We start from the raw sequence: 21,896 nt of genomic DNA, 5'->3' as shown, positions 1-21,896 counted from the left end.
ACGATCATCATGCCTGAGCGCCTTTCACCTCCAGGAGATCAAGCGCGACGTCTACAATCATGTCTTCCTGACCGCCAACCATGCGGCGACGCCCCAATTCGACGAGAATATCGCGGGTATCAAGGCCATATTGCGTCGCTGCCTTCTCGGAATGACGCAGAAAGGATGAGTAAACGCCCGCATAGCCTAGCGATAGTGTTTCGCGGTCGACACGGACTGGCCGATCCTGCAGGGGACGCACAAGCTCTTCGGCGGCATCCATCAGCCCGAACAGATCGCATCCGTGCTTCCAGCCCTTTCTTTCCGCTGCTGCGATAAAGACCTCAAGAGGGGCATTCCCGGCCCCTGCCCCCATTCCCGCGAGTGACGCATCAACCCGGCATGCGCCATTCTGAGCGGCGACCATTGAGTTTGCCACGCCCAGCGAAAGATTGTGGTGCGCATGCACGCCCCGCTGGGTCTCAGGCTTCAGCACACGGTCATATGCCTTAAGCCTTGCAACATACCCATCCATATCCAACGCTCCGCCGCTATCCGTGACATACACGCATTCGGCGCCATAGGTCTCCATCAGCTTTGCCTGCTCGGCCAGATGCTCCGGCTCGACCATGTGACTCATCATGAGAAAGCCGACCGTATCCATGCCCAGTTCGCGCGCGGTTTCGATGTGCTGCCTGGAGACGTCCGCCTCGGTGCAGTGCGTAGCAATACGCACAGACCGCACCCCGAGGTTGTAGGCGTGCTTAAGCTCTTCAATCGTCCCAATTCCAGGCAGCAAAAGCGTCGTCAGGACGGCATTTTCCACCACGTCGGCGACTGCCTCGATCCACTCCCAATCCGTATGGGCTCCAAAACCATAGTTGAAACTCGACCCATTCAATCCGTCGCCATGAGCGATCTCAATTGCGTCCACGCCGGCAGCATCCAGGGCAGACGCGATCTTCTGGACATGTTCAATCCCATATTGGTGGCGAATGGCATGCATGCCATCGCGCAGGGTCACATCCTGAATGTAAAGCTTGTCCTTATTCGGATCGAATGACATTACGCGGTCTCCTTCTCGCGGCGGCGAACCGCGATCTTTTCGGCAGTTACAAGCCCTGCAGAAGTCATTATGTCGAGATTTCCGGCATAGGCGGGCAGATAGTGAGCTGCCCCTTCGACTTCGAGGAACACGCTGGTCTTAATTCCTTCGAACTCTCCGATGCCAGGGATGTGCACAGGATTGTTGGATCCAAAGCGCTCAAACTGCACCTTCTGCTTCAAGCGATATCCCGGAACATAGGATTGCACTTTCTCAACCATACTGGCGATCGCAGACTCAATGTCGGCCTCGTCTGCGCCACTGGACAGTGTAAAGACGGTATCACGCATGATCATAGGCGGCTCGGCCGGATTCAAAATTATGATTGCCTTGCCCTTCGCCGCGCCTCCCACCTGTTCGATTCCGGCAGACGTGGTTTCGGTGAATTCATCAATATTCGCCCGTGTTCCCGGGCCGGCTGACCGCGATGCAATTGACGCAACGATCTCGGCATAATGAACCTTGGCTACTGAAGACACCGCGGCCACAATCGGTATTGTGGCCTGCCCGCCGCAAGTTACCATATTGACGTTCGTCGTCTCCAGATGCTCGTCGCCGTTCACAACCGGAATGACGTAGGGCCCGATGGCCGCAGGCGTGAGGTCCACCATGACCTTGCCGGCCTTTGTGACAACTTCATTATGGTATTTATGCGCGCCGGCGGATGTGGCGTCGAATACAATCCCGATTTCCGGCCAGACATCGAGCTTCGTCAGTCCATCTATGCCTTCATGAGTTGTGGCAATCTTCATACGCTTGGCACGCGCCAATCCGTCTGACTCAGGATCGATGCCAACCATAGCACCCATTTCAAGCACACCTGATTTCCTCATGACCTTGATCATGAGGTCCGTACCGATATTCCCTGAACCGATGATTGCGACCTTGGTCTTACCAGTCATATTCAGCTCCCACTATATGCAAATTGACACGTTCCGATACCGCCTATTCTGGCGACAACGTCATCGCCGGGCGCCAATGCCACCATTGGCCCGAGCGCACCTGTCAGGACGATGTCGCCGGCTTTGAGGTGATCCCCTTGTGCCGCAAGCGTAGACGCAAGCCAGGCAGCCGCTTCGAGCGGGTGACCGAGACAGGCGGCCCCGGCACCAAGAGATGCGACTTTGCCGTTTACTTCCAAAACCATTCCGCACGTATAGAGGTCGAGCGCTTCCAAGCGCTTTTTTGTGTCTCCAAGAACGAAGAACGCCGAGGATCCATTGTCGGCAACAGTGTCAGCAAAACTGATCTTCCAATCCGCAATTCTGCTATCGACGATCTCGATCGCTGCAACGGCGCAGTCAGCTGCCTCCATTACGTCTGCGCGGGTGGCGGCGGCGTTCGGGATGTCCTTATTCAGAATAATAGCAACTTCAGCTTCCGCTTTCGGCTGGATGCATTTCTCAGCGGACAAGGTCCCACCATTCGGAACCTGCATGTCGTCAAACAAGACACCGAAATCGGGACGATCGACACCAAGCTGCTGCTGCACAGATTTGGCTGTGAGCCCGACCTTCCGTCCTACAATTCGTCTGCCGGTACCGCGCCAGTATTCAGTGTTTATCGCCTGCACCGCATAAGCGCCGTCCACATCTGTCGGGTCCAGGAAATTGCGAAGCGGAGGGATGGTGCCGCCCGTATACGCCTCGCGCAGCCTTAACGCGGCGGTTTCATGGATTTCCCGTTTGGACACTCTGATAGCCCCCTTCCCAAATTCGATAACGCGATAGCGGACAACAATCAGACAAGAGCTTTAATTTTCAGTCGTCGCATTTTCAATCTACCCCAAACGTGAAATTCTCACGATATGGGAGAACCGCTTATGGCTCGAATGCACACAACATCTTTGGAAAAGTCGCTCGCGCTTCTCCGCGAAATCGTGGCGGATGGCGGGAATACACCCTTCAATGAAGTTGCATCCCGGATAGATCTGCCTGCGTCTACTGCTTACAGACTCGTTTCCCAACTTGTCGAAGCCGGCTTCGCCAGCCGATACGGCCCGAATATTATTGGGCCAGGTCTGGCGGCGACGCTCCTGTATGGGCGCAATGATATTGCCGCACTGATGGCGCGTCTGGCCCGACCTCTACTGAAAAAACTCTCGTCCGAAACGGGCCTGACCTCACACCTCGGCGTCTTCGAGAATGGCATGGTGACCTACAAGGTCCGAATGCCTGGTCGTCCGCCGAGGGCAGCCGACTTCACACGCGAGGGAATGCAACTTGAAGCCTACTGTTCGGCCGTCGGCAAAGTCCTTCTTGCCGGATTGAATGACCAGGCACTCAATGAATACTTGAGTGAGGGAGCATTCGTTCCTCTGACGTCTCAGACGATCGTGGATCCAGTTGCCTTGAGGACCGAGATTCTTTCAATTCGCAAATCAAACGTCGCAATCGATGACCGCGAAGTGGCAGAGGACATGATTTGTCTCGCCGTGCCAGTTACCGGCCCGGACGGTGAAACGGTGGCCGCCCTCTCGGTCTCCATGCCGTATAGCGCAAAAGCGCCTCCCACTCCCATGGCCTTCCACAAGCCCCTGCAGCGCTGCGCACTGGCCCTGAGCAATCTTCTGCGATCAAACAAGAGATTGCCCGAGCCGGACGGAGTGTAGCCCCCCTTGAGCGGGGGAATTTACCGTAACGGTCAAAATCCCGCGAACCTTTCGTTCAGAAAGTCCTCTGCCGCGCGCCACTTCAAACTTTGAATTTCGTCCGCAGAAAGCGGAAGATTCGAAATGAAGCTGTCAGGATCCTGCTGCTGAATCAAATACGGATAGTCCGTTCCGGCGAATACTTTGCCCGGCGCAACCTGGCGAACCAGGTAGCATAGATAGTCTGCACTCAAGACGTTGCTGTCAAAGAACATCTTGCCGATTACAGCACTCGGGGCCTCGGCCATTCGGCCACCATACCCACCCGTCGCATTCCACCCCGTATCCATCCGGCCGACGAGAGAGCCGAGGGCCCCACCTCCATGGCTGAAGGCAATCCGAAGCCGGGGAAATCTGTCAAGAAGGCCGGCCATGGCAACGGATGCAGCAGCCATGGCGACATCAATCGGAAAATAGACAAAGGCGGTATCAGCGGGAGGCACGGCCGCCGCCTTCGCGGCGATCGGATGCAGCGCATGCACGAAAACGCACATGCCAAGCGCTTCAGCTTCCGCGAAGAACCCTTCGAACGAAGGATCGCCCAACATAATTCCGTTTATGTTGCTGCCGATCTCTACGCCGGAAAGACCATAGTCCTCCCGGACCCGTCTGAGATAGCGAGCGGCCGCCAGCGGATCCTGCAGAGGAACCGCCCCCAGTCCCCGGAACCTGGTGGGGTGCTGTTTAATCATGCCGGAAATCTGCGCGTTGACCGCATCGCAGATTAGAAGCGCATCCTTGACGTCGTACCAATAAGACAGAAGTTCCGGCATCGGAGATAGAACCTGGATAGCGACACCATCCCGATCCATATCCTCGAGACGTCGCGAGACGTCCCATGACCGATTGTCGAGCTCACGAAAGGGTTTGTCACCAATCATGAGTGTACCGGCGGCTTTGCTCCCGCACTTCATGCACGGCCATCGGTGCGCAACTTCACCGCCAGGTGCAGCCGGAAAATCAAATGGCGACACATGGCAGTGAACATCGATCAATGGCATATGCAGTCTCCGTCGATTCGTTCAGGGGCCGAAGCATCCAACGCAAAATCAGTGTGCAGCTATGCTATAGGATGATTGTGACCTTGCCCTGTTCTCTCAGACTGTCGGATGCAATGAACGACCGTTTCGAAATGATCCGGAGTTCTCCGTTTACCATCTTCAAGATATAGTTGTGATGGCCGGCATAGGTGTCTGTCACATCATTTTTCGCCCGGTGCGTAATGAACCGGCAGGTGACATGCACGCCCTTCTCGTCGCTTCCTGTAATCCGTACGTTTGAAATCATGTGCGACTGCACGGATCTTGGCCACTCCGCATGGGCGGCCTTGTCCAGCATGCGCTTCACACGATGCCCAAGCCGGAAATAGTTATCGGCGATGTAAAAGAGATCCTCGGAGGAATCAGCAGAATCCTTGGCGCCGGCCCGAGGCACTTCATAAACAGACTCCTCGGTGAACAACGCCAACCATTCATCGAGCCGCCATTCATCAAGCATGGCCGCTTCCTCGTAGAGGAATTCCTCATATACTGATCGCGCCAAGACATGTTCGGTACCTGCACTCACCTTTTGATTTTGGACTGACATTATTCTGCCCCCATTCTGCGGTCCCACTCACGCCAGAAGCAGCGCATCTGTTCTTCATCGTCGGCCTTGAACGGCTCGCCGTCGGCCCTCGACATCCCTCGGGAAATGTCATTCCAAGGGGCGAGCTTGTAAGCAGCGTAGCCACGATAGGCGGACTCCAAGGCTTCAACATCGTCAGGCGTTGCAAACCCACCCGGCCCTAGAAATTCAAGGAAATTATCCAGACGGCGTTTGCGGAAATCACGCGACTCCCCTTTCACCCCGAGCGCCCAAGCAGTGACATCCATCAAGCCCGGCTCAACGGGATAGAATGTTCTGATCGTGATCGCCATAATATCGTTTATAACGAGATTGGGGAATATGCCGGTGTTCCGGCCAAGTTGACAAATGCGACCAGCTCGCTCCTCGCCAACGCGGCTAACAACTTCGCGCTTGATCTCCTCGATCTCCGTCTTCGCCTTCTCGCCCCATGCCGGGATCCACTTGGCCACAGGGCGCCCCCAGGGCGCATCACCTTCGATCGAGGCATGACCATTGCCAAGGTTCATGACATTCGTGACCTTCGGCATTTCCGCGGGCCCGCCGATGGCATCCGTCAGGTATTTGAAATAGGTCTCGTGCGTATCCAGCGCATGGTAGCCATCGTAACTGTTCTCCATAAGGAGCTTCCAGTTGGAACGTATGCTGTATTTTTGAGCACCGCCCACGACTTCCATGCCATTCGGCCCGTGCTCATCGATCAGATCAAGAATCATCCTCGAGTCGGCCAGATACGATTCGAGGGAATTCGCTCCGTTGTCATAGTTCACGAAGAAGAAGTCGCGATACTGCTGCAGTTTAACCGGCACGAGATTCGCGCAGCCATCCCCATTGAAATCTTCTGGGTAAACACCTGGCTGATGGCGCGTGGCGTAGTTGCCATTATTATTGAATGCCCAGCCGTGATAGAAGCATTTGAAGCCCAGCGCATTGCCGAATTCCTGCCGCTCGACCATTGCTCCCCGGTGCGGGCATGTGTTCAGGAAGGCATGATATTCGCCCTTGCGATCCCGGTTGAAGATGAGCTCCTTCCCGCCGACGTTACGTGTAACGAAGTCGTTCGGATTTGGCAGTTCCGATGCATGACCAAGAAACAGCCAGCAGCGATTGAAGATCTTATCCCGTTCCTGCTCCAGGATTTCGTCGTCAAGAAATGCCTGACGGTTGACCCTGAACAGCCCACCCTCACGGTCATCGACAATCAGAGACGTTCCCTGCGTTTTATCTTGCGAGGCCAATGTATCCGGCATTTCAATCCTCCTTCGCCTGGCTCCGTCCGGGTGCTGGCGGGAGCCTTGTCTTCCCAATTGTCACGACGCAGCTGAGGTCCGATACGACTTGAAGCGCCCACCCATTGGTATTACCAATAAATATGACTGACGACACCCTCTGTCAAACTAAAATATATGTTTTACATCTTGCCGATTGCGCGTCAATCTCCGCCCCATGGCGCGCCCGGATGAATGGGTTGGCAATGTCCATTTGGGCAGGCACAACCATCGGATATCACTGCCCTGCCGTCGGCAGGCTGATTCGAACACGGATCCAACATGACCCTGCGTCTCTTTGAAGAAGTCTACAACTCCATCCGCCGCGAGTTGATGCACGGCAAACTCAAGCCTGGTGATAAGCTCCCGTCCGAGCGGGACCTTGCTGCCCAGCTTGGTGTCGGTAGACCGGTTGTACGCGAGGCACTGCGCGCACTTGAGAACTCTGGTGTACTGGAATTCCGGAAAGGAACGAGCGGCGGCGCCTTTATTCGTGAGGGCGACGGACGGGCGGTTTCACGTACGGTGAATGACCTTGTGTTCCTTGGACGGCTGTCGCTCGATCAGCTGACCGAAACACGCAAATGCCTCCTGGATCAGGCGGTGAGACTGGCCTGCGAGCGCGGCACGGAAGAAGACTTCCTCGCAATCGAAAACAATATCGAGCGGATGCGCCTCGCCCTGCAAGCTGAAGACGTCGAGACCTCGATTTCCGAAATCATGCAATTTTATGCCCTGCTTGGGACCGCAGCAAAGAATGATGTACTGACGGTCATGATTGAGTCCCTTTCGGAGGTTATCGCTCAGATCCTTCTCGCGCTTAAACCGGACTATCTGACGGACCTTGTCAGCATGCGCAGGGAAGTACTTGGTCAGATAAGGCGTCGCGACAGCGAGGCAGCCTCAGCGGCAATGAATGCGCACATGAGCGTTCTACACGACTATATCGTCGCGAAGTCCCAGAACCTCCACTCGCTGAATCTTGAACCCATTAATGCCAAGGCCTGAGTCAGGTTCTGAGCCGAGCAAAGACAAAGACGCATTGCAGCGCACAGTTCGAGAGTAGCAAGGGAGGGGAATCGCAACGCCCCTCCCCTCCATTCTTACGGACTTAGACCTCTACGCCGCCTGCTCCTCAAGAAAACGGACAACCTGCTCACGCTGAGAAGCAGGCGCCCCCAGCAGCTCGGCATTGCATCGCGCCCGCTTGTAGTAGAGATGGTTCTTCATTTCCCAGGTGAAGCCAATGGCCCCGAAGACCTGAATGTTGCGGTGCGTCGCTTCGCGATACTGTTCACTGGCATAGCTCTGAGCCATGGCCGCTGCGAGAGGGCCACGCTCATCATTCTCTGAAAGGCTCCAGGCCGCATATTGCACCATCGCATTGGCGCCTTCAGCCGCACCCGCAAGATTGGCGAGCTGGTGCTTGATGGCCTGAAACGCACCGATTGGCTTTCCAAATGCAATCCGCTCCTTTGCGTACGCCACAGCGTCATTCAGAGCGGTCCGGATACCCGCAGCACTTTCTGCAGCCAGGACCAGATAAAGCCGGTCACGAACCCACGGCCATACATTTTCGCTGCTTGCCTCCAGGCGCTCCGCTGACACGTTATCCAGTTCCACCCTGCAAACCTGGCGGGTGATATCGCGCCATTGCAGGATCTCGATTGCAATTCCGGCCGCATTCGCATCGACGATGAAGTAGTCCTTCCGATCGTCGATCAGGGCGGAAACAATGATCTTGTCTGCCGATGCCGCATCAACGACGAACGATTTTGTTCCCGACAGTACATATCCATCAGCAGACGGCGTAGCATGAACATCTGTTGCCATATTGTCGTACGAGCCGCTTTCATCTGCTACAGCGAGCGCGAGCGTCATGCCTTCCGCCAGCTTTGGCAGCAGCGCCATCTTCTGGGCCTCAGACCCCGCCGCCTCAATCGACCACGCACCAGCGAGCGTGCCGAAGAGCGGACACGGCGCGAGCGTCCGGCCGGTTTCACCGACAATCATGACAAGATCAATGTAGCTCATACCCAACCCGCCATAGACCTCGGGCACGGTTATCGCGCTCCAACCGAGCTCCGAGATCCTGCTCCAGAGCTGATCATAGCCCGCATCTGTTACATCCGCCCCGGGCCGCAGCAGTGGAGAAAGGTCGACCTGTTCGTCAACGAACTTTGAGGCGGAATCCCTCAAGAACTCATGATCTTCACTCAATGCAAAATTCATTGCCGCACCTGTTTTGCCGCCTTTGCGGACGTGTTTGAAATTTCCGAAAATGGCACCTTCGCTGTCGGGTCAGACTCGCGAGGCAATCCGAGCACGCGCTCTGCAACGACATTCAAGAGCACCTCTTGCGTCCCAACGCCAAGTGTATTGGCGGGCGAGAACCAATAGGCGTAGTCCCAATTGGAGAACATTCCCCATTTTTTCTCAGGCAACGGAAGGACATCCGGGTTCCGGATCATGCCCGACACTCCTTGTGATCGCTTGGCGAGATCCGCCATCCTCTGTCCGTGAGGAGAGGATAGCATCTTCCCGGCACTCCCCTCAAATCCAGCGGGCGTTCCGTTGATGCGACTGGTCATATTTCTGTAGGTCAGGAGACGCAGAATTTCGCCTTCAATATAGAGCTTGGCCGCTTCGTCGCGAAGAAGCGGATCGCGAATCCGCCCCGTCTCGATCAATCCATTCATAAGGTCGCGAGCCGTAGGACCCATTCCCCATACCACACCTGGTTTAGTCATCCCCACGCGCTCGGTCTGAAGCTGCTCCATCGTCAGCTTCCAGCCTTCACCTTCTTGGCCCAGAAGGGCATCTGCCGGGACCTTCACATTGTCCAGAAATACCTCATTGTACTCATTCTTATTGCCCGTCATGTCGATGATCGGGTTAACCGTCACGCCGGGGCTTTTCATATCGATCAGGAACATGCTGAGTCCCGAATGCTTGGGCTTGCTCGCATCTGTCCGGGCCACAAGCACACCAACCGACGCATGATCGGCCACGGAGGTCCAGATCTTGTGGCCGTTCACGACATAATGGTCGCCCTCACGGCGCGCTGTGGTCCGCAACGCCCCCAAATCCGATCCGCCAGACGGCTCGGAGAAGAGCATGCACCAGATTTCTTCACAGGCCAGCGCGCCCGGCAGGAATTTCTGGCGTTGCGCCTCCGTTCCATAGTTCAGGAGCGACTGTCCACACTGGTTCAGCGCGATGGCATTGATCGTGTACGGTAGTTCTAGGCCAGCGCGTACGATTTCCTCATCGATGATCCATTGCATTTCGGCGTCAGCGCCAACGCCCCAAGGTTCAGGCCAATTGGACGCTGTCCACCCCTGCTTCGCAAGTTGGGCATAGGTCGGATTGGGATTTTCCTCAAACCACTTGCGAACCTTGATACGCCGCGGGTCATCCTCTCCCGGCAAATTGAAATCCATTCCATGGCCCTTTCAAAATATGGTGCACCTTGCCGTATTTGCCAAAAGCGCGACATCCCAGCGCTTACTCAATAGGCAGCGGCGTCACCTACGCAGATATTAGTTCATTTGTTTTAGGTCAAGGGTTAAGGCCTCGCCGAGGCGCACGATTCTCCAAATGACACTCATGTGCATTCGTCCTCATGGAACCGTTGGAAGCCATATTGCCTCAAGCCCGCTGTCTGGTCCTTCCCGAACCGTGAAGGGCCAGACAGTGAATACGCCCTTGCGCACGCGCCTTATGCGTAGAGCAAAACCATATTGGAAAGTAGGGTCGAACACCGAGGCCCGTCCGCTCATAGCGCCCCCCACCGACCGGCTGACCCAAGCGAGCTAGATCAAAGGGTGCGGCTCATGAGCTCTTTCATGATCTCCGACGAACCACCAAAGATTCGCATGACCCGAGCATCGCGCCATATTCTCGCAATCGGATACTCGTTCATATATCCCGCACCGCCATGCAGCTGTAGGGACGCATCGCATACAGCCCATAGCAATTCAGTGTGAAACAATTTTGCGGCTGCTGCCTCATCAGCTGTGAGTTCCTTCCGGACATGGCGCGCAAGGGCCCAGTCCAGATGCGCCCAGCCAACCTGCAGCCTCGCCTTCAGGTCAGCAAGCGTGAATCTCGTGTTCTGGAATTCAATCACCTTCTTGCCGAATGCAGTTCTTTCACTTGTAAACCGCACGGCTTCGTCAAATGCGCGCTGCGCCATGGCCTGTGACGATATTGCAATACTTAATCTCTCTTGAGGAAGCTGGCTCATCATACAGACGAACCCACGATTCTCTTCACCGAGCATGTTGCTTGCAGGAACACGAACGTTGTCGAAGAATAGCTCTGACGTATCGGCGGCATTCTGGCCGATCTTGTTCAGGTTGCGACCGCGTTTGAAGCCTGGCCGGTCGGATTCGACGAGAAATAGCGACGTCCCCTTTGCACCTGCGCTCACATCAGTCTTCGCGACGACGACAACCAGATTGCAGGTCTGCCCAGCTGAAATGTAGGTTTTCGAGCCATTGATAATATATTCATCGCCATCCCGGACAGCCGTTGTCCGGATACCCTGAAGATCAGAGCCCGCGCCGGGCTCTGTCATGGCAATCGCCAGAATGGTCTCGCCAGAGACACAACGCGGAAGCCATTTTTGCTTCTGCTCTTCAGTTCCGTAGTGGACGATGTATTCGACAACAACATCTGACTGCAAAGTGACGAGAACCATTGAATCAGCGTAGGAATTCTCCTCCGCAACCACGGCATTGTAGCGGAAGTCTAGTCCGAGCCCGCCATATGCCTCGGGTACCGTCGGACAAAGGAAGCCTGCCTCCCCGAACTTCCTCATGACGGACGGTTCGATTACGCCTTCCTCCTCCCATCTGTCGAGATGAGGAATGACCTCCTTGGCATAGAATTTCCGGACGGTTTCCCGAAACGCCTCCTGATCGGCGTCGTATACGGTACGTCTGCTGTAGTCGAGCATCGAATTTTCCTTCCCTTTATATAATCAAGATCTCCGCCGATGCGCGGCTTCACGGCCACTGCTCCCTTCCCGAAATTCAGGAAGGGAGCCACGGCTTAGCGCGCTTGGGAGGAGTTCGCGCCGAGCCGACCTGAGCATCACACCTTACCAACGCTCAGGGAAACTCAGGGCTAATGCCGGTCGATCAGCAGCACTCCATCAGTACGGGCGGTCAAGAAATGCGCCAACAATGTCGTTGAACTCGTCTGCCCGCTCCCACTGGCACCAATGTCCACACTTTGAGAAGACATGAAGGTCCGCATTTGGGATTGTCTTCAGGAGGATGAATGCAGCATCCAGCGGCAGAACACGATCCTCACGGCCCCAGAGAAGCAGGGTGGGGTGTGGCAGCAGATCCAGACGTTCTCGCCAAAGGTCATTTCGCGGATTATGGGCCTGACCGCGCAGCGGCGGATCCTTCATCGTCTGCGGCGCCATAGCCGTTTTGAGCCGCTCTTCCAGCAACTCGTCAGAGATCTGCGATGGGTCAAAAACAAGAAGTTCAACAACCTTCCGAAGCTTCTCCATCGTTGGCCCCTCACCGTCATAGAATGTAAGCATACGGAGCAGCCCCTCCGTCGGAAACGTCGAAGTCATCGGGATGCTGCCGCCCGGGCCCATCAAAATCAGCTTATGCGCACGATCCGGATGGTCGAGTGCGAACCGCATGGACGTGCCACCACCGAGCGAGTTCCCGACAAAACTCGCTTTCTCGATACCTTCATGATCCATGATATTCAGAACTGCTTCCGCCATCGGGTCAAAGAGTCCTTCATAGCCGGTGCGCTTGTCGGATTTTCCGAAACCCGGAAGGTCCAGTGTGATCACTCGGCGCCCCTGATCAGCCAACGGGCCGACGTTGCGGCGATAATTGCTATAGCCGTACGCGCCGGGGCCGCCACCCTGGATCAGGAAGACGACTTCGCCCTCTCCGGTATCCAGATAGTGAACCTTGCCTTTTGGATCATCGACAAACTTGCTCTCATATGGCGCGTCAAACATGGACTGTTTCCCTTTTCCCTAATCTCTGGCCGTCTCAATAAATTGAAACATCCGTTCTATTTGTGAATTTATCAACCCGTCTACGGCTATCCGGGACGATTTTTTTTGAGTGCGGTCAGGATCGCCGCCTCGACCTGGAGGCATCCAACGCCGCCTCAGGCCGCCACAGCGGGAGGATCATGCCTCAAGAGCCAGACGCTCAATGGCCCCTACGCTGGCAAAGCCGGGCTCGGGCATGCCGCCCCAATGATCGGCAGATTCAACAGATAGCGGAAAGAGCCTCGGCTCCCGCGCGTTGGTTTCCGGAAACTCTTCCATGCCAAAGCTGTATTCCAGGGTGATGCCGTCGGGGTCTAGGAAATAGAAGAACATCGACTCCGACTGCGGGTGTCTACCTGGCCCATAGACAATTGGCACACCTTTCCGTTTCATCCGCACGTTCGCGCGACCGATATCATCGATATCTGTCACCATGAAATTTACATGATGAAGCTGCGGCGCAGCCGCTCGCCCAATACCGAACGAATGATGCAGGGGATTGGGAAAGCAGCGCATGTGAACAACAGCACCATCAATCCGATCGGAAACGCGAAAATTCATCTGTTTCGAGAAAAACTCTTCAGCCGCGCTCAAGTCGGGGCCAGCAAGCACAACATGGCCGAGCCTTACGATCCGTGTATGCGATGGCTCATAGGGCAGCTCGGCTCTGTCCATGGACGCATAGAATTCCATGGTCGCTCCCAAAACCGGATCGGAGATTCGGAAGGCCTCCCCAACCCCAAGTGCATCTGCCTCAGAGTTGGAAACAGGTGTGGGTATTATCCCACATGCCTTGAAATGCGCCCGGATCGCCGCCAAGGCGTCAGGCCCCTCCATCTCCCAACCAATACGCTTGATGCCCGGCTCTCCAGCTTCGACCAGCGCAATATCGTGATGCTTGTCGCTGCACCTGAAGAAGCGGTATCCATCAGACTTTCCCGCCGGGGTGAGCCCCACGATCTCTTCATAGAACGCGCTTGATCGCTCCAGGTCAGTGACATTGAGCGCAAGGTAACCAAGGCGACGGAATCTAATTTCATCAATTGACATCAACGCTTCCCCCAAAGAATAAATGAAGCATACTCATTAATTGAGACCCATTCGCTCATCAAATGAACCCTTGGCGCCAGCTAACAAAACATTGGTATTACCAATAAATTCTTGGGTCAAGTACTGTCTGAGAAAGCCTCCCCAAGACCGAAACACCCAATAATCCTCTGTATTATTGTGATTTTCATCCATCCCACTGCCAACCCCTGACGAGACCAGAGTTTGTGCGGCCCTCGACGACACGCAAACGCCCAGCCGCCCGGCGAATGCTTGCCAAATTAATACATTTGAACTATTTCGATTGGACGCAGTGAAAAGAACCGTCAGCGGACCTCACCGCATCGGCCTAAGAAGGGTACAGAAGCTCATGGCAAATCTAGTTCGAACCGAGAGCGCAGATGGCATCCTGACCGTAACGCTCAACCGCCCGGAGACCCTGAACAGCCTGACCTCCGAAGCGTGCTTCGAGCTTTCGGACATCTTTGATCGCTACGAGAATGATGATGAACTCCGCGTCGCCATCATCACAGGTGCGGGAGATAGAGCATTTTGTGCCGGCCACGACCTTGCTGATGACATTTCCGATCCTATGCCCGCAACCGGTTGGGCCGGGCTTTCACACAGGTCAGGACTGAATAAGCCACTAATCGCAGCGGTAAACGGCCTTGCCCTTGGCGGCGGATGGGAACTCGCAATGCTGTGCGATGTCGTCATCGCGGACGCCCGCGCAAGTTTTGGACTACCGGAGCCCAAGGTCGGATTCGTCGCCCTGGGCGGCGGCGCGAGGCTCCTGCCCCACCGCGTCCCCCATCACATTGCCATGGGTCTGATCCTGACGGGCCGAAAGCTTTCCGCTCAGGATGCTGCAAACCTCGGCCTCGTCAACGAGGTCTCCCCTCCCGGCAAAGTCTTGGACACAGCGAAGCAATGGGCCGAGGATATGCTCACCTGTTCACCTCTGGCCCTACGCATGTCCAAGCAGCTGGCAATGGCATCGGCAGACCCGGAAATTCTCAGGGAACAGCTTCAAACACTTGAGATCAAAATGACTGAGGAGCTCTCAGGCAGCCAGGACGCGAAAGAAGGCATGGCCGCCTTTAAGGAAAAACGTCCACCACGCTGGACCGGCCGCTAGCCTGCTTCTGGTCTTATTCGCCAGCATTCGCGTATCGCGCGGAAAGGAAAATTCGATGGATCTCGAGCTTCAGGGCAAGCGGGTTTTGATCACCGGCGGCTCCAAGGGGATCGGCCTGGCGACAGCTGAGGCATTTGCCCGCGAAGGCGCCAACCTCATTCTCGTCAGCCGCACAGAAAAAGACCTGGCCGCCGCCCAGATCAGCCTTTCATCGACGTACGGCAACCATGTTCAGATCATCTGCACCAACTTGTCAGAACCCGGAGGTATCGCCTCGCTGACCGAAGCCGCACACGACGTAGACATCCTCGTGAATAATGCCGGCGCCATTCCGCCCGGCTCTCTGCTCGATACCGAGCTGGAAACATGGCGTCACGCATGGAATCTGAAGGTATTCGGATATATCGAATTGACCCGCTCGCTGTATCCGCACCTGACCGCACCGGGGGGCGTGATTATTAACATAATCGGATCGGCCGGAGAGAACCCCAACAAGGATTATATTTGCGGCAGCACCGGAAACGCGGCCCTGATGATGTTCACGCAGGCATTCGCTCAACAGGCCCGGACAAACGGCATCCGAGTCGTAGGCGTCAATCCAGGTCCGGTGCTTACGGACCGGTTCCGGATGCTGCTGCAAGCAGAGGCAAAACGCCGGTATACTGATCCGTCACGCTGGGAAGAACTGATGCAGGATCTCCCCTTTGGCCGAGCCGCAGCTCCTGCGGAAGTAGCAGATGCGATTGCCTTTCTCGCCTCGCGCCGCTCTGCCTATACAACGGGTACAATCGTGACGATTGATGGTGGGCATCAATGACCCGTCCGCAGATCATCGGTTATATAGGTCTCGGTGACATCGGGGCCCCAATGGCGGAACGCATTGTCAGGGCAGGCTGGCCGCTGGTCGTCTGGAATCGCACCGCGGAGAAATCCAGACCGTTGGTTGAGGCGGGCGCCCAGGCGGCGGCGTCTCCCGCCGAACTGGCTGCCGAATGTGATCTTGTTTTCACCTGTCTCGGAAGCGTATCGGCGATGCATGACGTCCTGACGGGCGACAGCGGCATTCTCAAAGCACCTGACCGCCGCGTCCGCTTGGTTGTGGACAATTCGACCGTTCCGCCTGCTGACGCGAAAGTGTTTGCAAAGAGCCTGGCTGAAGCCTCAATAGGCTTCATAGACGCGCCTGTCTCCGGCGGCGCGGTCGGCGCCCGCGCAGGTACGCTCGCGGTCATGGTTGGCGGCGATCCGACCGATGTCGCCCAGGCCGAACCGGTTCTCAAGACCTTTGCCAGCAAGATCACGCACCTCGGCCCTGTGGGAGCTGGGCAAGTCATGAAAGCCTGCAATCAGGTGCTCAATTTTGGCACCATGGCTGCTCTTGCCGAAGCGCTTGCCCTAGGCGAACAGTATGGTCTTGAGCCCGCCAATATCGTTGAGGCTGTATCAGGGGGATTTGCGGATTCCAATGTCTGCCGCGAATTCAGTCGCTCGCTTGCCCAAGACGACATCAGCCCGGTCCGGCTCCTCGTCGAGACACTTGAAGCATCCTACAAAGGCAACCTCCAGACGGACCTCGCCGGTCGGCTCGGAATTCTGATGAAGGATCTTTCGATGGCCATGGATATGGCCCGAATTCACGGAGTGCCCCTACCCGTCATATCTCACTTCGATTCTGTATTCAGACTGATCCACCACCTGAAAGAATAGCCATTACGATCAGGACAGGGCTGCGTTCCGTCCAGCCTCAAGCCCGAATGTAGCGGAGCTTGAAAGAGACGACGCACTGAAATACCCCGCACCGTGGAAACCGCCCACAACTTCCCCAGCGGCGTAAAGCCCGCCTATCGGCACGCCGAACCAATCTACGACAGCCATTCTGCCGTCGACCGCAACGCCGCCATAGGTTGAGGTAATCGCATTTGCCGTTGCAGCAATATAGTAGGGAGCTGTGTCAATCGGCTTTAATCCCCGCGCACGACCGAACATGGAGTCCCTACCTTCATTCGCGTCGGCATTGTAGGTTCGCACTGTCTCCTCCAGCACAGCAGGATCAAGCCCGACCAACTCGGCAAGTTCTCCGATCGTATCCGCTTTACGTATGTACCCGCCCAGCAGGGCTTCCTTATAGTTGTTCACACTCGTATCATCGAGTGATCCGGCCATGAGTGATTCATCAAAGACCTGGAAGGCAATTCCACCAGGTTGGGTCATGCCGATGGCCCCCAACGCTTTATAGCTCTGAGCCTCATTAACAAAACGGCGGCCGGCCTTGTTGACCATGATCGCGGTGTCCTGGAACGCAAAGATCAGCGGCGGGATCTCATCCGGTTTGATCACATCATCGGGATAATTCCGTATCGCTCCACCGAATGATCCAGAGACATATCCTAGGTCTGCCTGCCCGGCGCCAAGGTCGCACGCCATGATCAGGCCATCCCCCGTATTGGCAACACCACCATGCTTCACGCCTTCAGCCAGTTCCGGTGCATAAATGCCCAACAGCTCGCGGCTGCGGGAAAAGCCTCCCGTTGCGAGTAAAATCCCCTTGTTCACGCGGATCTCGGCCTCGCGATCGCCATACATGACGATACAGGCCTCAACCCGGCCGCCCCCCTGGGACCTAACAAGGCGCACCCCTGAGGATTTACTGAAAAATGCAATGCCCGAATGCGCCTGAGCCTTCATGTGCAGCTTTGTCACCACCCTTCCCGTGCCAGTCATGTGCGCACGTGGAACATCTGGCGGCGGGGACATGAACAGCTCAAATCCAATCCCCTGCGACTTCAGGAAATCATAAGCTACCAACTGCTTTGCGAGAAACAGCTCCAGAAGCTCCCGATTATTCCTGCCCTTTCCTGAGTACAACAAAGCCTGGCGAAAGGCCTCAATGGAGTCGTCGATGCCAGCCTGTCTCTGTTCATCAGTTCCGCAAAAGGCAAAGGCACCGCCTGCGATAGCTGAACTTCCTCCGGGGAGCGATGATTTCTCCAGGAACAGCACGGAGGCACCAGCGTTCGCAGCAGAAAGGGCTGCACAATGCCCGGCTATACCGGCCCCCAATACCAGAACATCCGTCTCAGTGGGAAATTCGCCGGCTTCCTTCAGCACCCTGGTCACCCCTCACACTCTGCTCACTGAGAGCTCAACGAGAATTGGAGCGTATGAATTCAGGCGAATACCGCAATGCCATAATCGGCCAAGCGGCTTTCAACTTTCCTGAAGTCTGCATCTCCTATTCTGTGAGTTCCACCGCAAGCCACTGGCAGTAGCGTTAGCACTTCAAAATCTTCTGAATGGAGCGCAAATGTCCAATCCATCACCGCAATTCGATGTCGTGGTCGCTGGCGCCGGCCCTGTCGGGCTGACCATGGCAATTGATCTGGGGCGGCGCGGCGTCAAGACCCTGCTGATCGAACGAAATCCAACCACAGGCCCATGGCCCAAGATGGACCGCTCCAACTCCCGCACCATGGAATTCTACCGCCGCCTTGGCATCGCCGACAAGGTCCGCGAACTCGGTTACCCCGCTGATGCGCCGATGGACATCTTTGTTGTCCGCTCACTCTCGGAAGCCCCCTTGCTCAAGCAGCATTACCCTTCCGTCGGCGTCATGCGCGAACGCATTGCAAAAACGACCGATCATTCTCAGCCGCTGGAACCGTACCAACTGGTATCGCAGAACCGCTTGGAACCCCTACTGAAATCGATCGCAGAGAGCACGCCCAATGTTACTGTCAGATATGCATGTGAATTGACGGCGCTTTCTCACGACGAGGATGGCGTCACCGTCACCCTCAAGCCCGAGGGTGAGGCCGAAGAGCAACTGAGGTGCGGGTATCTCGCCGGCTGCGATGGAGGCGGGAGCACGGTCCGTAAGGCGCTCGGCATCAAGCTCGAAGGACAGGGGAACATTCGGAAGATGAAGCAGATCTGCTTCCGCTCCGAAACCCTTTATGATCGGATTCCCATGGGAAATGGGCGGCACTATTACTTCACCGATCCTGAGGGATCGGCGATGATCGTCCAGGGGGATCGCAAAGAGTTCACGCTGAATTCTGACATTCCCGACGACGCCGATCTACATGACTGGATCCGAAAGAAGATGGGATCGGACATAGAGTTTGATTACGAGATACTGAACGTCAGCAACTGGACACTCCACCTGCTGCTCGCAGAAAAATACGCCGAGGGCCGGGTGTTTCTGGCTGGCGACGCGGTCCATCTCGTGATCCCAACTGGCGGGCTCGGCATGAATTCGGGAGTTGGCGACGCCCTGGATCTTTCGTGGAAGCTCGCCGGCACCGTTCAGGGTTGGGGCGGCCCGGGCTTGCTGGCAAGTTATGAGACTGAAAGACGGCCGGTCGGCATGAAAAATGTCGAAGCATCCGGATGGGCAGCTCAGGGCCTTGGACTATGGCGCGCCGATCTAACGGGTGCGGTCAATGAGGACACCGAGGATGGACTGGCAGAAAGGCACAGGGCATCACGGCTCGCCAACCGATTCCACCGTCGTGTGCACGAGATGGTTGGTGCAGAACTTGGCTACACCTATGCGGGCTCCCCCCTCATCGATTCCGTGCCTGATGCTGTAACCAGTTGGGACACAGTCCGTTATCTGCCTACGACCGAGCCCGGAATCCGGATCCCGCACATATGGCTCAAGGACCGAACCGCCATGCAAGATGTTCTGGGACCCGACTATAGCTTCATAGACCTTACAGGCTCAGCGGATACGTCCGCGCTTGAAGAGGCTTTTGCGGCAATCGGCGCACCGCTTCAGATCGTCAGCCGCGATGAGGAACATGTACGCATGATCTATGGCTGCCCCTACCTGCTGGTCCGTCCGGACCTCCACATCGTCTGGTCAGGAAACTGCCTTCCGGCCGCACCCGACGCCCTTGCCAATTTGGCTACGGGGCATTCGCCCCCATAAGCATGGATGAAGACAATGAAAAAACCCTGGCGTCCCGTTCCACCAGAAAGCGGGCATGCGCCAGCCCCAATCCGCTCGCTGCACGCGTCACGAGGGCAACCTCGCCTCAAAAGTTCAACGGCACCTCGCTGAGGTTTCAGTCCTTGATCTTGACCTGGTACATTCCGCCCGGAATCGGCTCCCAGGGGTTCTGGCAGCCTCCCGGACAATCGCTATCGCCTGCTTGGCGGCCTAAGTTGCCGAAACAAGCTGCAGGCCACCGGAGACGAGAATGCACTCACCGGTCACATATCCGGCCTGCTCGCTCACCAGAAACTCGACAACGCCCGTAATATCGGCCGGCTGGCCAAGGCGTCTCAGGGGAATGGTGGCTGCCTGCTCGTTCATGGCAAGCTTCCGCGCCGCGGCCTGTCCGGCCACACGCGGCGTCATAACGAGGCCCGGGGCAACGCAGTTCACGCGCACTCCCTTGGGCCCGAGCTCTACAGCGAGAGATCTTGTGTATTTTTCAATCGCAGCCTTGGCCGCCGTATACATCGCAAAGCGCGCTCCGGTATCGTCCACACAGACCCCAACCGTGGAAACATTCACGATCGCACCGCCTTGCCGGCTCAGAGACGGGGCACAGGCCTGACACATGTTGACCGCCGTATCAAAATTCACGGCGAACAACTGGCGGCGGTCTTGCTCACTCACCATTGTCGCGGAGCTGTGTTCAATTGGTGTAATCGCTCCACCCGCATTGTTGACGAGGATATCAATGCGCCCGAAATGCCCCTCAATCTGCTGCACGGCCGCAAACGCCGCTTCGCGGTCAGACAGATCCGCTTCAATCTCGATGCTATCGCGACCAAGAGCCTGGATCTCGTCACGGACGGTAGGGGCTGTAAGTTCCTCGCCGTGGCGCCGGGCAACCTGGAGGTCAACATCCAGGATAGCGACATTCGCCCCCAGTTCTGCAAACCGCAGTGCATGAGCCCGTCCCATTCCGCCGGCGCCGCCCGTGACGATTGCGAGTTTGCCCTCCAATGAATTACGCATCACACCTCCCATTATTCTAGTACATATATTTTAAGCCACGGAACGTTGTCATTGCAGTCATATTCTGCACAAGTGAGCTTTCAGCTTTCTGGAAAGCCAATATGCGATACAATTTACCTCCGCTGAACGCGCTTAAGGCATTCGAAGCTACGGGACGCATGGGCAGCTTGAGTGCGGCCGCACGGGAGCTTCGGGTCTCAGTCGGTGCTGTGAGCCGTCACGTCTCCATCCTCGAGACGTACTTCGCCTGCGAACTCTTCGAACGTCGCCATGACGGCGTTGGCCTGACTCAATGGGGCAAACCTCTTCACGCTGCAATTTCCACTGCTTTCCAGACAATCGATTCAGCATGCCGGGATGTTGACTACGGTACGTCCCGGCCAATCCGCCTGCGCACGTTCACCAGCATGGCGACCGACTGGTTGACCCCTCGACTTGGGGAATTCCGAAGCGCTAAACCGAATGTGTCCGTGCAGCTCAAACAAGCCTTCAGCGAGATCAGCTTTACCGCAGACCCACTAGATGCCGCGGTCACGGCGCAAATTATTCTCGAAAGCGGTATCGATCAAATCGAGCTGTTTCCGACGATCTTCACGCCGGTCGCGGCCCCCTTTGTAAAAACGGATTCACCTGCCGAACACCTGACAGGACCCAACGCCCTCCCCCTCCTTTTTACGAGACGGGAAATTCCGTTCTGGGAGACCGTATTTGATGAAATAGGCCTGCCGCCCCCTGCGTTTGACCGCGGTCTTGAGTTCGACAGCCTGAGTCTCACCTACCAGGCGGCAAGGCGCGGCGCCGGCGTGGCGCTCGGCTTACTCTTTTTTGTCGCAGACGATTTTGCGGCGGGCACGTTGGTACCGGCCTCCAGGATCTGCGTCGACATGCAACTTCCGCAGTATCTGTATGTCCGCACCGACCGCAAAAAACATCCGGACACAGAATCCTTCGCTTCCTGGGTCCAGGCACAGGCTGCCAGAACAAATGCTGAGCTGGAAAGCCTGTTTGGCTCGATCATAGCGTCGCCTGTGACAGTGATCAAAAGCCATTAGATCACCGTCACTGG

20 protein-coding genes are annotated in these 21,896 nt (G+C 56.4%); 7 read left to right on the top strand and 13 right to left on the bottom strand.

Annotation, left to right across the window (positions count from 1 at the left end):
* Nucleotides 1–7: 7 nt before the first annotated feature.
* The 3 genes from dmpG to HAD_RS10800 are packed head-to-tail and all read right to left on the bottom strand — an operon-like array spanning nucleotide 8 to nucleotide 2,777.
* Nucleotides 8–1,045, bottom strand: coding sequence for a 4-hydroxy-2-oxovalerate aldolase (gene dmpG / locus HAD_RS10810; RefSeq protein WP_035570984.1), 1,038 nt, complete (start codon nucleotides 1,043–1,045; stop codon nucleotides 8–10).
* Complete coding sequence (locus HAD_RS10805) at nucleotides 1,045–1,986, bottom strand: acetaldehyde dehydrogenase (acetylating) (protein ID WP_035570982.1); 942 nt, start codon at nucleotides 1,984–1,986, stop codon at nucleotides 1,045–1,047. The genes dmpG and HAD_RS10805 overlap by 1 nt, the downstream gene beginning before the upstream one ends.
* A gap of 2 nt (nucleotides 1,987–1,988) precedes the next feature.
* The gene (locus HAD_RS10800; RefSeq protein WP_051596141.1) at nucleotides 1,989–2,777 is read right to left on the bottom strand and encodes a 2-keto-4-pentenoate hydratase; all 789 of its coding nucleotides are present in this window, start codon (nucleotides 2,775–2,777) and stop codon (nucleotides 1,989–1,991) included.
* A gap of 129 nt (nucleotides 2,778–2,906) precedes the next feature.
* Between HAD_RS10800 and HAD_RS10795 the strand changes: the two genes are divergently transcribed.
* The gene (locus HAD_RS10795) at nucleotides 2,907–3,695 is read left to right on the top strand and encodes an IclR family transcriptional regulator (protein ID WP_051596140.1); all 789 of its coding nucleotides are present in this window, start codon (nucleotides 2,907–2,909) and stop codon (nucleotides 3,693–3,695) included.
* Between the two features lie 32 nt (nucleotides 3,696–3,727).
* On the opposite strand, the gene HAD_RS10790 is transcribed toward HAD_RS10795, so the two are convergent.
* From HAD_RS10790 to HAD_RS10780, 3 genes are all read right to left on the bottom strand, one after another.
* Entirely contained in the window at nucleotides 3,728–4,735 is a 1,008-nt protein-coding gene (locus tag HAD_RS10790) for an amidohydrolase family protein (RefSeq protein ID WP_035570981.1), read from the bottom strand.
* A gap of 64 nt (nucleotides 4,736–4,799) precedes the next feature.
* A complete protein-coding gene (locus HAD_RS10785) occupies nucleotides 4,800–5,276 on the bottom strand; it encodes an aromatic-ring-hydroxylating dioxygenase subunit beta (RefSeq protein WP_206741259.1) in 477 nt (158 codons plus the stop codon).
* A 44-nt stretch (nucleotides 5,277–5,320) separates the two neighbouring features.
* A complete protein-coding gene (locus HAD_RS10780) occupies nucleotides 5,321–6,610 on the bottom strand; it encodes an aromatic ring-hydroxylating dioxygenase subunit alpha (protein WP_051596138.1) in 1,290 nt (429 codons plus the stop codon).
* 300 nt (nucleotides 6,611–6,910) lie between these two features.
* On the opposite strand from HAD_RS10780, the gene HAD_RS10775 reads away from it, so the two are divergent.
* Nucleotides 6,911–7,636 carry a FadR/GntR family transcriptional regulator gene (locus tag HAD_RS10775; RefSeq protein ID WP_051596137.1) on the top strand — a complete coding sequence of 242 codons (726 nt, stop codon included), beginning with the start codon at nucleotides 6,911–6,913 and terminating at the stop codon, nucleotides 7,634–7,636.
* A 111-nt stretch (nucleotides 7,637–7,747) separates the two neighbouring features.
* On the opposite strand, the gene HAD_RS10770 is transcribed toward HAD_RS10775, so the two are convergent.
* The 5 genes from HAD_RS10770 to HAD_RS10750 all read right to left on the bottom strand — a co-directional run bounded on the left by HAD_RS10770 (nucleotide 7,748) and on the right by HAD_RS10750 (nucleotide 13,721).
* Nucleotides 7,748–8,848, bottom strand: coding sequence for an acyl-CoA dehydrogenase family protein (locus HAD_RS10770; RefSeq protein ID WP_162177502.1), 1,101 nt, complete (start codon nucleotides 8,846–8,848; stop codon nucleotides 7,748–7,750).
* An 8-nt stretch (nucleotides 8,849–8,856) separates the two neighbouring features.
* Complete coding sequence (locus HAD_RS10765; protein WP_051596135.1) at nucleotides 8,857–10,071, bottom strand: acyl-CoA dehydrogenase family protein; 1,215 nt, start codon at nucleotides 10,069–10,071, stop codon at nucleotides 8,857–8,859.
* Nucleotides 10,072–10,448: 377 nt separating this feature from the next.
* Nucleotides 10,449–11,591, bottom strand: a complete 1,143-nt coding sequence (locus HAD_RS10760) for an acyl-CoA dehydrogenase family protein (protein ID WP_035570980.1) — start codon at nucleotides 11,589–11,591, stop codon at nucleotides 10,449–10,451.
* Between the two features lie 198 nt (nucleotides 11,592–11,789).
* Complete coding sequence (locus HAD_RS10755; RefSeq protein WP_035570979.1) at nucleotides 11,790–12,632, bottom strand: alpha/beta fold hydrolase; 843 nt, start codon at nucleotides 12,630–12,632, stop codon at nucleotides 11,790–11,792.
* Nucleotides 12,633–12,809: 177 nt separating this feature from the next.
* Nucleotides 12,810–13,721, bottom strand: a complete 912-nt coding sequence (locus HAD_RS10750; protein WP_035570978.1) for a VOC family protein — start codon at nucleotides 13,719–13,721, stop codon at nucleotides 12,810–12,812.
* A gap of 310 nt (nucleotides 13,722–14,031) precedes the next feature.
* Here HAD_RS10750 and HAD_RS10745 point away from each other — a divergent pair, with 310 nt between their 5' ends.
* Genes HAD_RS10745 through HAD_RS10735 form a run of 3 tightly spaced genes read left to right on the top strand, consistent with a single transcriptional unit; the run spans nucleotide 14,032 to nucleotide 16,563 of the window.
* Entirely contained in the window at nucleotides 14,032–14,856 is an 825-nt protein-coding gene (locus HAD_RS10745; protein ID WP_156942228.1) for an enoyl-CoA hydratase-related protein, read from the top strand.
* A gap of 55 nt (nucleotides 14,857–14,911) precedes the next feature.
* Nucleotides 14,912–15,673, top strand: a complete 762-nt coding sequence (locus tag HAD_RS10740; RefSeq protein ID WP_035570975.1) for a short-chain dehydrogenase/reductase — start codon at nucleotides 14,912–14,914, stop codon at nucleotides 15,671–15,673.
* On the top strand, nucleotides 15,670–16,563 hold the full coding sequence (locus HAD_RS10735) for an NAD(P)-dependent oxidoreductase (RefSeq protein WP_051596134.1): 894 nt from the start codon (nucleotides 15,670–15,672) through the stop codon (nucleotides 16,561–16,563). The genes HAD_RS10740 and HAD_RS10735 overlap by 4 nt, the downstream gene beginning before the upstream one ends.
* A gap of 9 nt (nucleotides 16,564–16,572) precedes the next feature.
* Here the strand turns inward: HAD_RS10735 and HAD_RS10730 are convergent, their stop codons facing one another.
* Nucleotides 16,573–17,964 (bottom strand): FAD-dependent oxidoreductase, encoded by a 1,392-nt coding sequence (locus tag HAD_RS10730; protein ID WP_162177501.1) that lies wholly within the window; start codon nucleotides 17,962–17,964, stop codon nucleotides 16,573–16,575.
* Between the two features lie 196 nt (nucleotides 17,965–18,160).
* Here HAD_RS10730 and HAD_RS10725 point away from each other — a divergent pair, with 196 nt between their 5' ends.
* Complete coding sequence (locus HAD_RS10725) at nucleotides 18,161–19,789, top strand: FAD-dependent monooxygenase (RefSeq protein ID WP_035570974.1); 1,629 nt, start codon at nucleotides 18,161–18,163, stop codon at nucleotides 19,787–19,789.
* A 231-nt stretch (nucleotides 19,790–20,020) separates the two neighbouring features.
* Here the strand turns inward: HAD_RS10725 and HAD_RS10720 are convergent, their stop codons facing one another.
* Nucleotides 20,021–20,830: an SDR family NAD(P)-dependent oxidoreductase gene (locus HAD_RS10720; protein ID WP_035570973.1), complete on the bottom strand. Its 810-nt coding sequence runs from the start codon at nucleotides 20,828–20,830 to the stop codon at nucleotides 20,021–20,023.
* A 101-nt stretch (nucleotides 20,831–20,931) separates the two neighbouring features.
* Here HAD_RS10720 and HAD_RS10715 point away from each other — a divergent pair, with 101 nt between their 5' ends.
* Nucleotides 20,932–21,882 (top strand): LysR substrate-binding domain-containing protein, encoded by a 951-nt coding sequence (locus tag HAD_RS10715; protein WP_084331883.1) that lies wholly within the window; start codon nucleotides 20,932–20,934, stop codon nucleotides 21,880–21,882.
* Nucleotides 21,883–21,896: the final 14 nt, after the last annotated feature.

This window comes from Hyphomonas adhaerens MHS-3 (assembly GCF_000685235.1).
GTDB lineage: Bacteria > Pseudomonadota > Alphaproteobacteria > Caulobacterales > Hyphomonadaceae > Hyphomonas > Hyphomonas adhaerens.
This window is presented reverse-complemented; position numbering and strand designations above follow the sequence as displayed.

Coding starts and splice junctions, on each gene's coding strand:
- HAD_RS10725 (WP_035570974.1), top strand. CDS start 18,161: ATGTCCAATCCATCACCGCAATTCGATGTCGTGGTCGCTGGCGCCGGC.
- HAD_RS10805 (WP_035570982.1), bottom strand. CDS start 1,986: ATGACTGGTAAGACCAAGGTCGCAATCATCGGTTCAGGGAATATCGGT.
- HAD_RS10720 (WP_035570973.1), bottom strand. CDS start 20,830: ATGCGTAATTCATTGGAGGGCAAACTCGCAATCGTCACGGGCGGCGCC.
- HAD_RS10780 (WP_051596138.1), bottom strand. CDS start 6,610: ATGCCGGATACATTGGCCTCGCAAGATAAAACGCAGGGAACGTCTCTG.
- HAD_RS10765 (WP_051596135.1), bottom strand. CDS start 10,071: ATGGATTTCAATTTGCCGGGAGAGGATGACCCGCGGCGTATCAAGGTT.
- HAD_RS10775 (WP_051596137.1), top strand. CDS start 6,911: ATGACCCTGCGTCTCTTTGAAGAAGTCTACAACTCCATCCGCCGCGAG.
- HAD_RS10790 (WP_035570981.1), bottom strand. CDS start 4,735: ATGCCATTGATCGATGTTCACTGCCATGTGTCGCCATTTGATTTTCCG.
- HAD_RS10755 (WP_035570979.1), bottom strand. CDS start 12,632: ATGTTTGACGCGCCATATGAGAGCAAGTTTGTCGATGATCCAAAAGGC.
- HAD_RS10735 (WP_051596134.1), top strand. CDS start 15,670: ATGACCCGTCCGCAGATCATCGGTTATATAGGTCTCGGTGACATCGGG.
- HAD_RS10715 (WP_084331883.1), top strand. CDS start 20,932: ATGCGATACAATTTACCTCCGCTGAACGCGCTTAAGGCATTCGAAGCT.
- HAD_RS10750 (WP_035570978.1), bottom strand. CDS start 13,721: ATGTCAATTGATGAAATTAGATTCCGTCGCCTTGGTTACCTTGCGCTC.
- HAD_RS10740 (WP_035570975.1), top strand. CDS start 14,912: ATGGATCTCGAGCTTCAGGGCAAGCGGGTTTTGATCACCGGCGGCTCC.
- dmpG (WP_035570984.1), bottom strand. CDS start 1,045: ATGTCATTCGATCCGAATAAGGACAAGCTTTACATTCAGGATGTGACC.
- HAD_RS10760 (WP_035570980.1), bottom strand. CDS start 11,591: ATGCTCGACTACAGCAGACGTACCGTATACGACGCCGATCAGGAGGCG.
- HAD_RS10795 (WP_051596140.1), top strand. CDS start 2,907: ATGGCTCGAATGCACACAACATCTTTGGAAAAGTCGCTCGCGCTTCTC.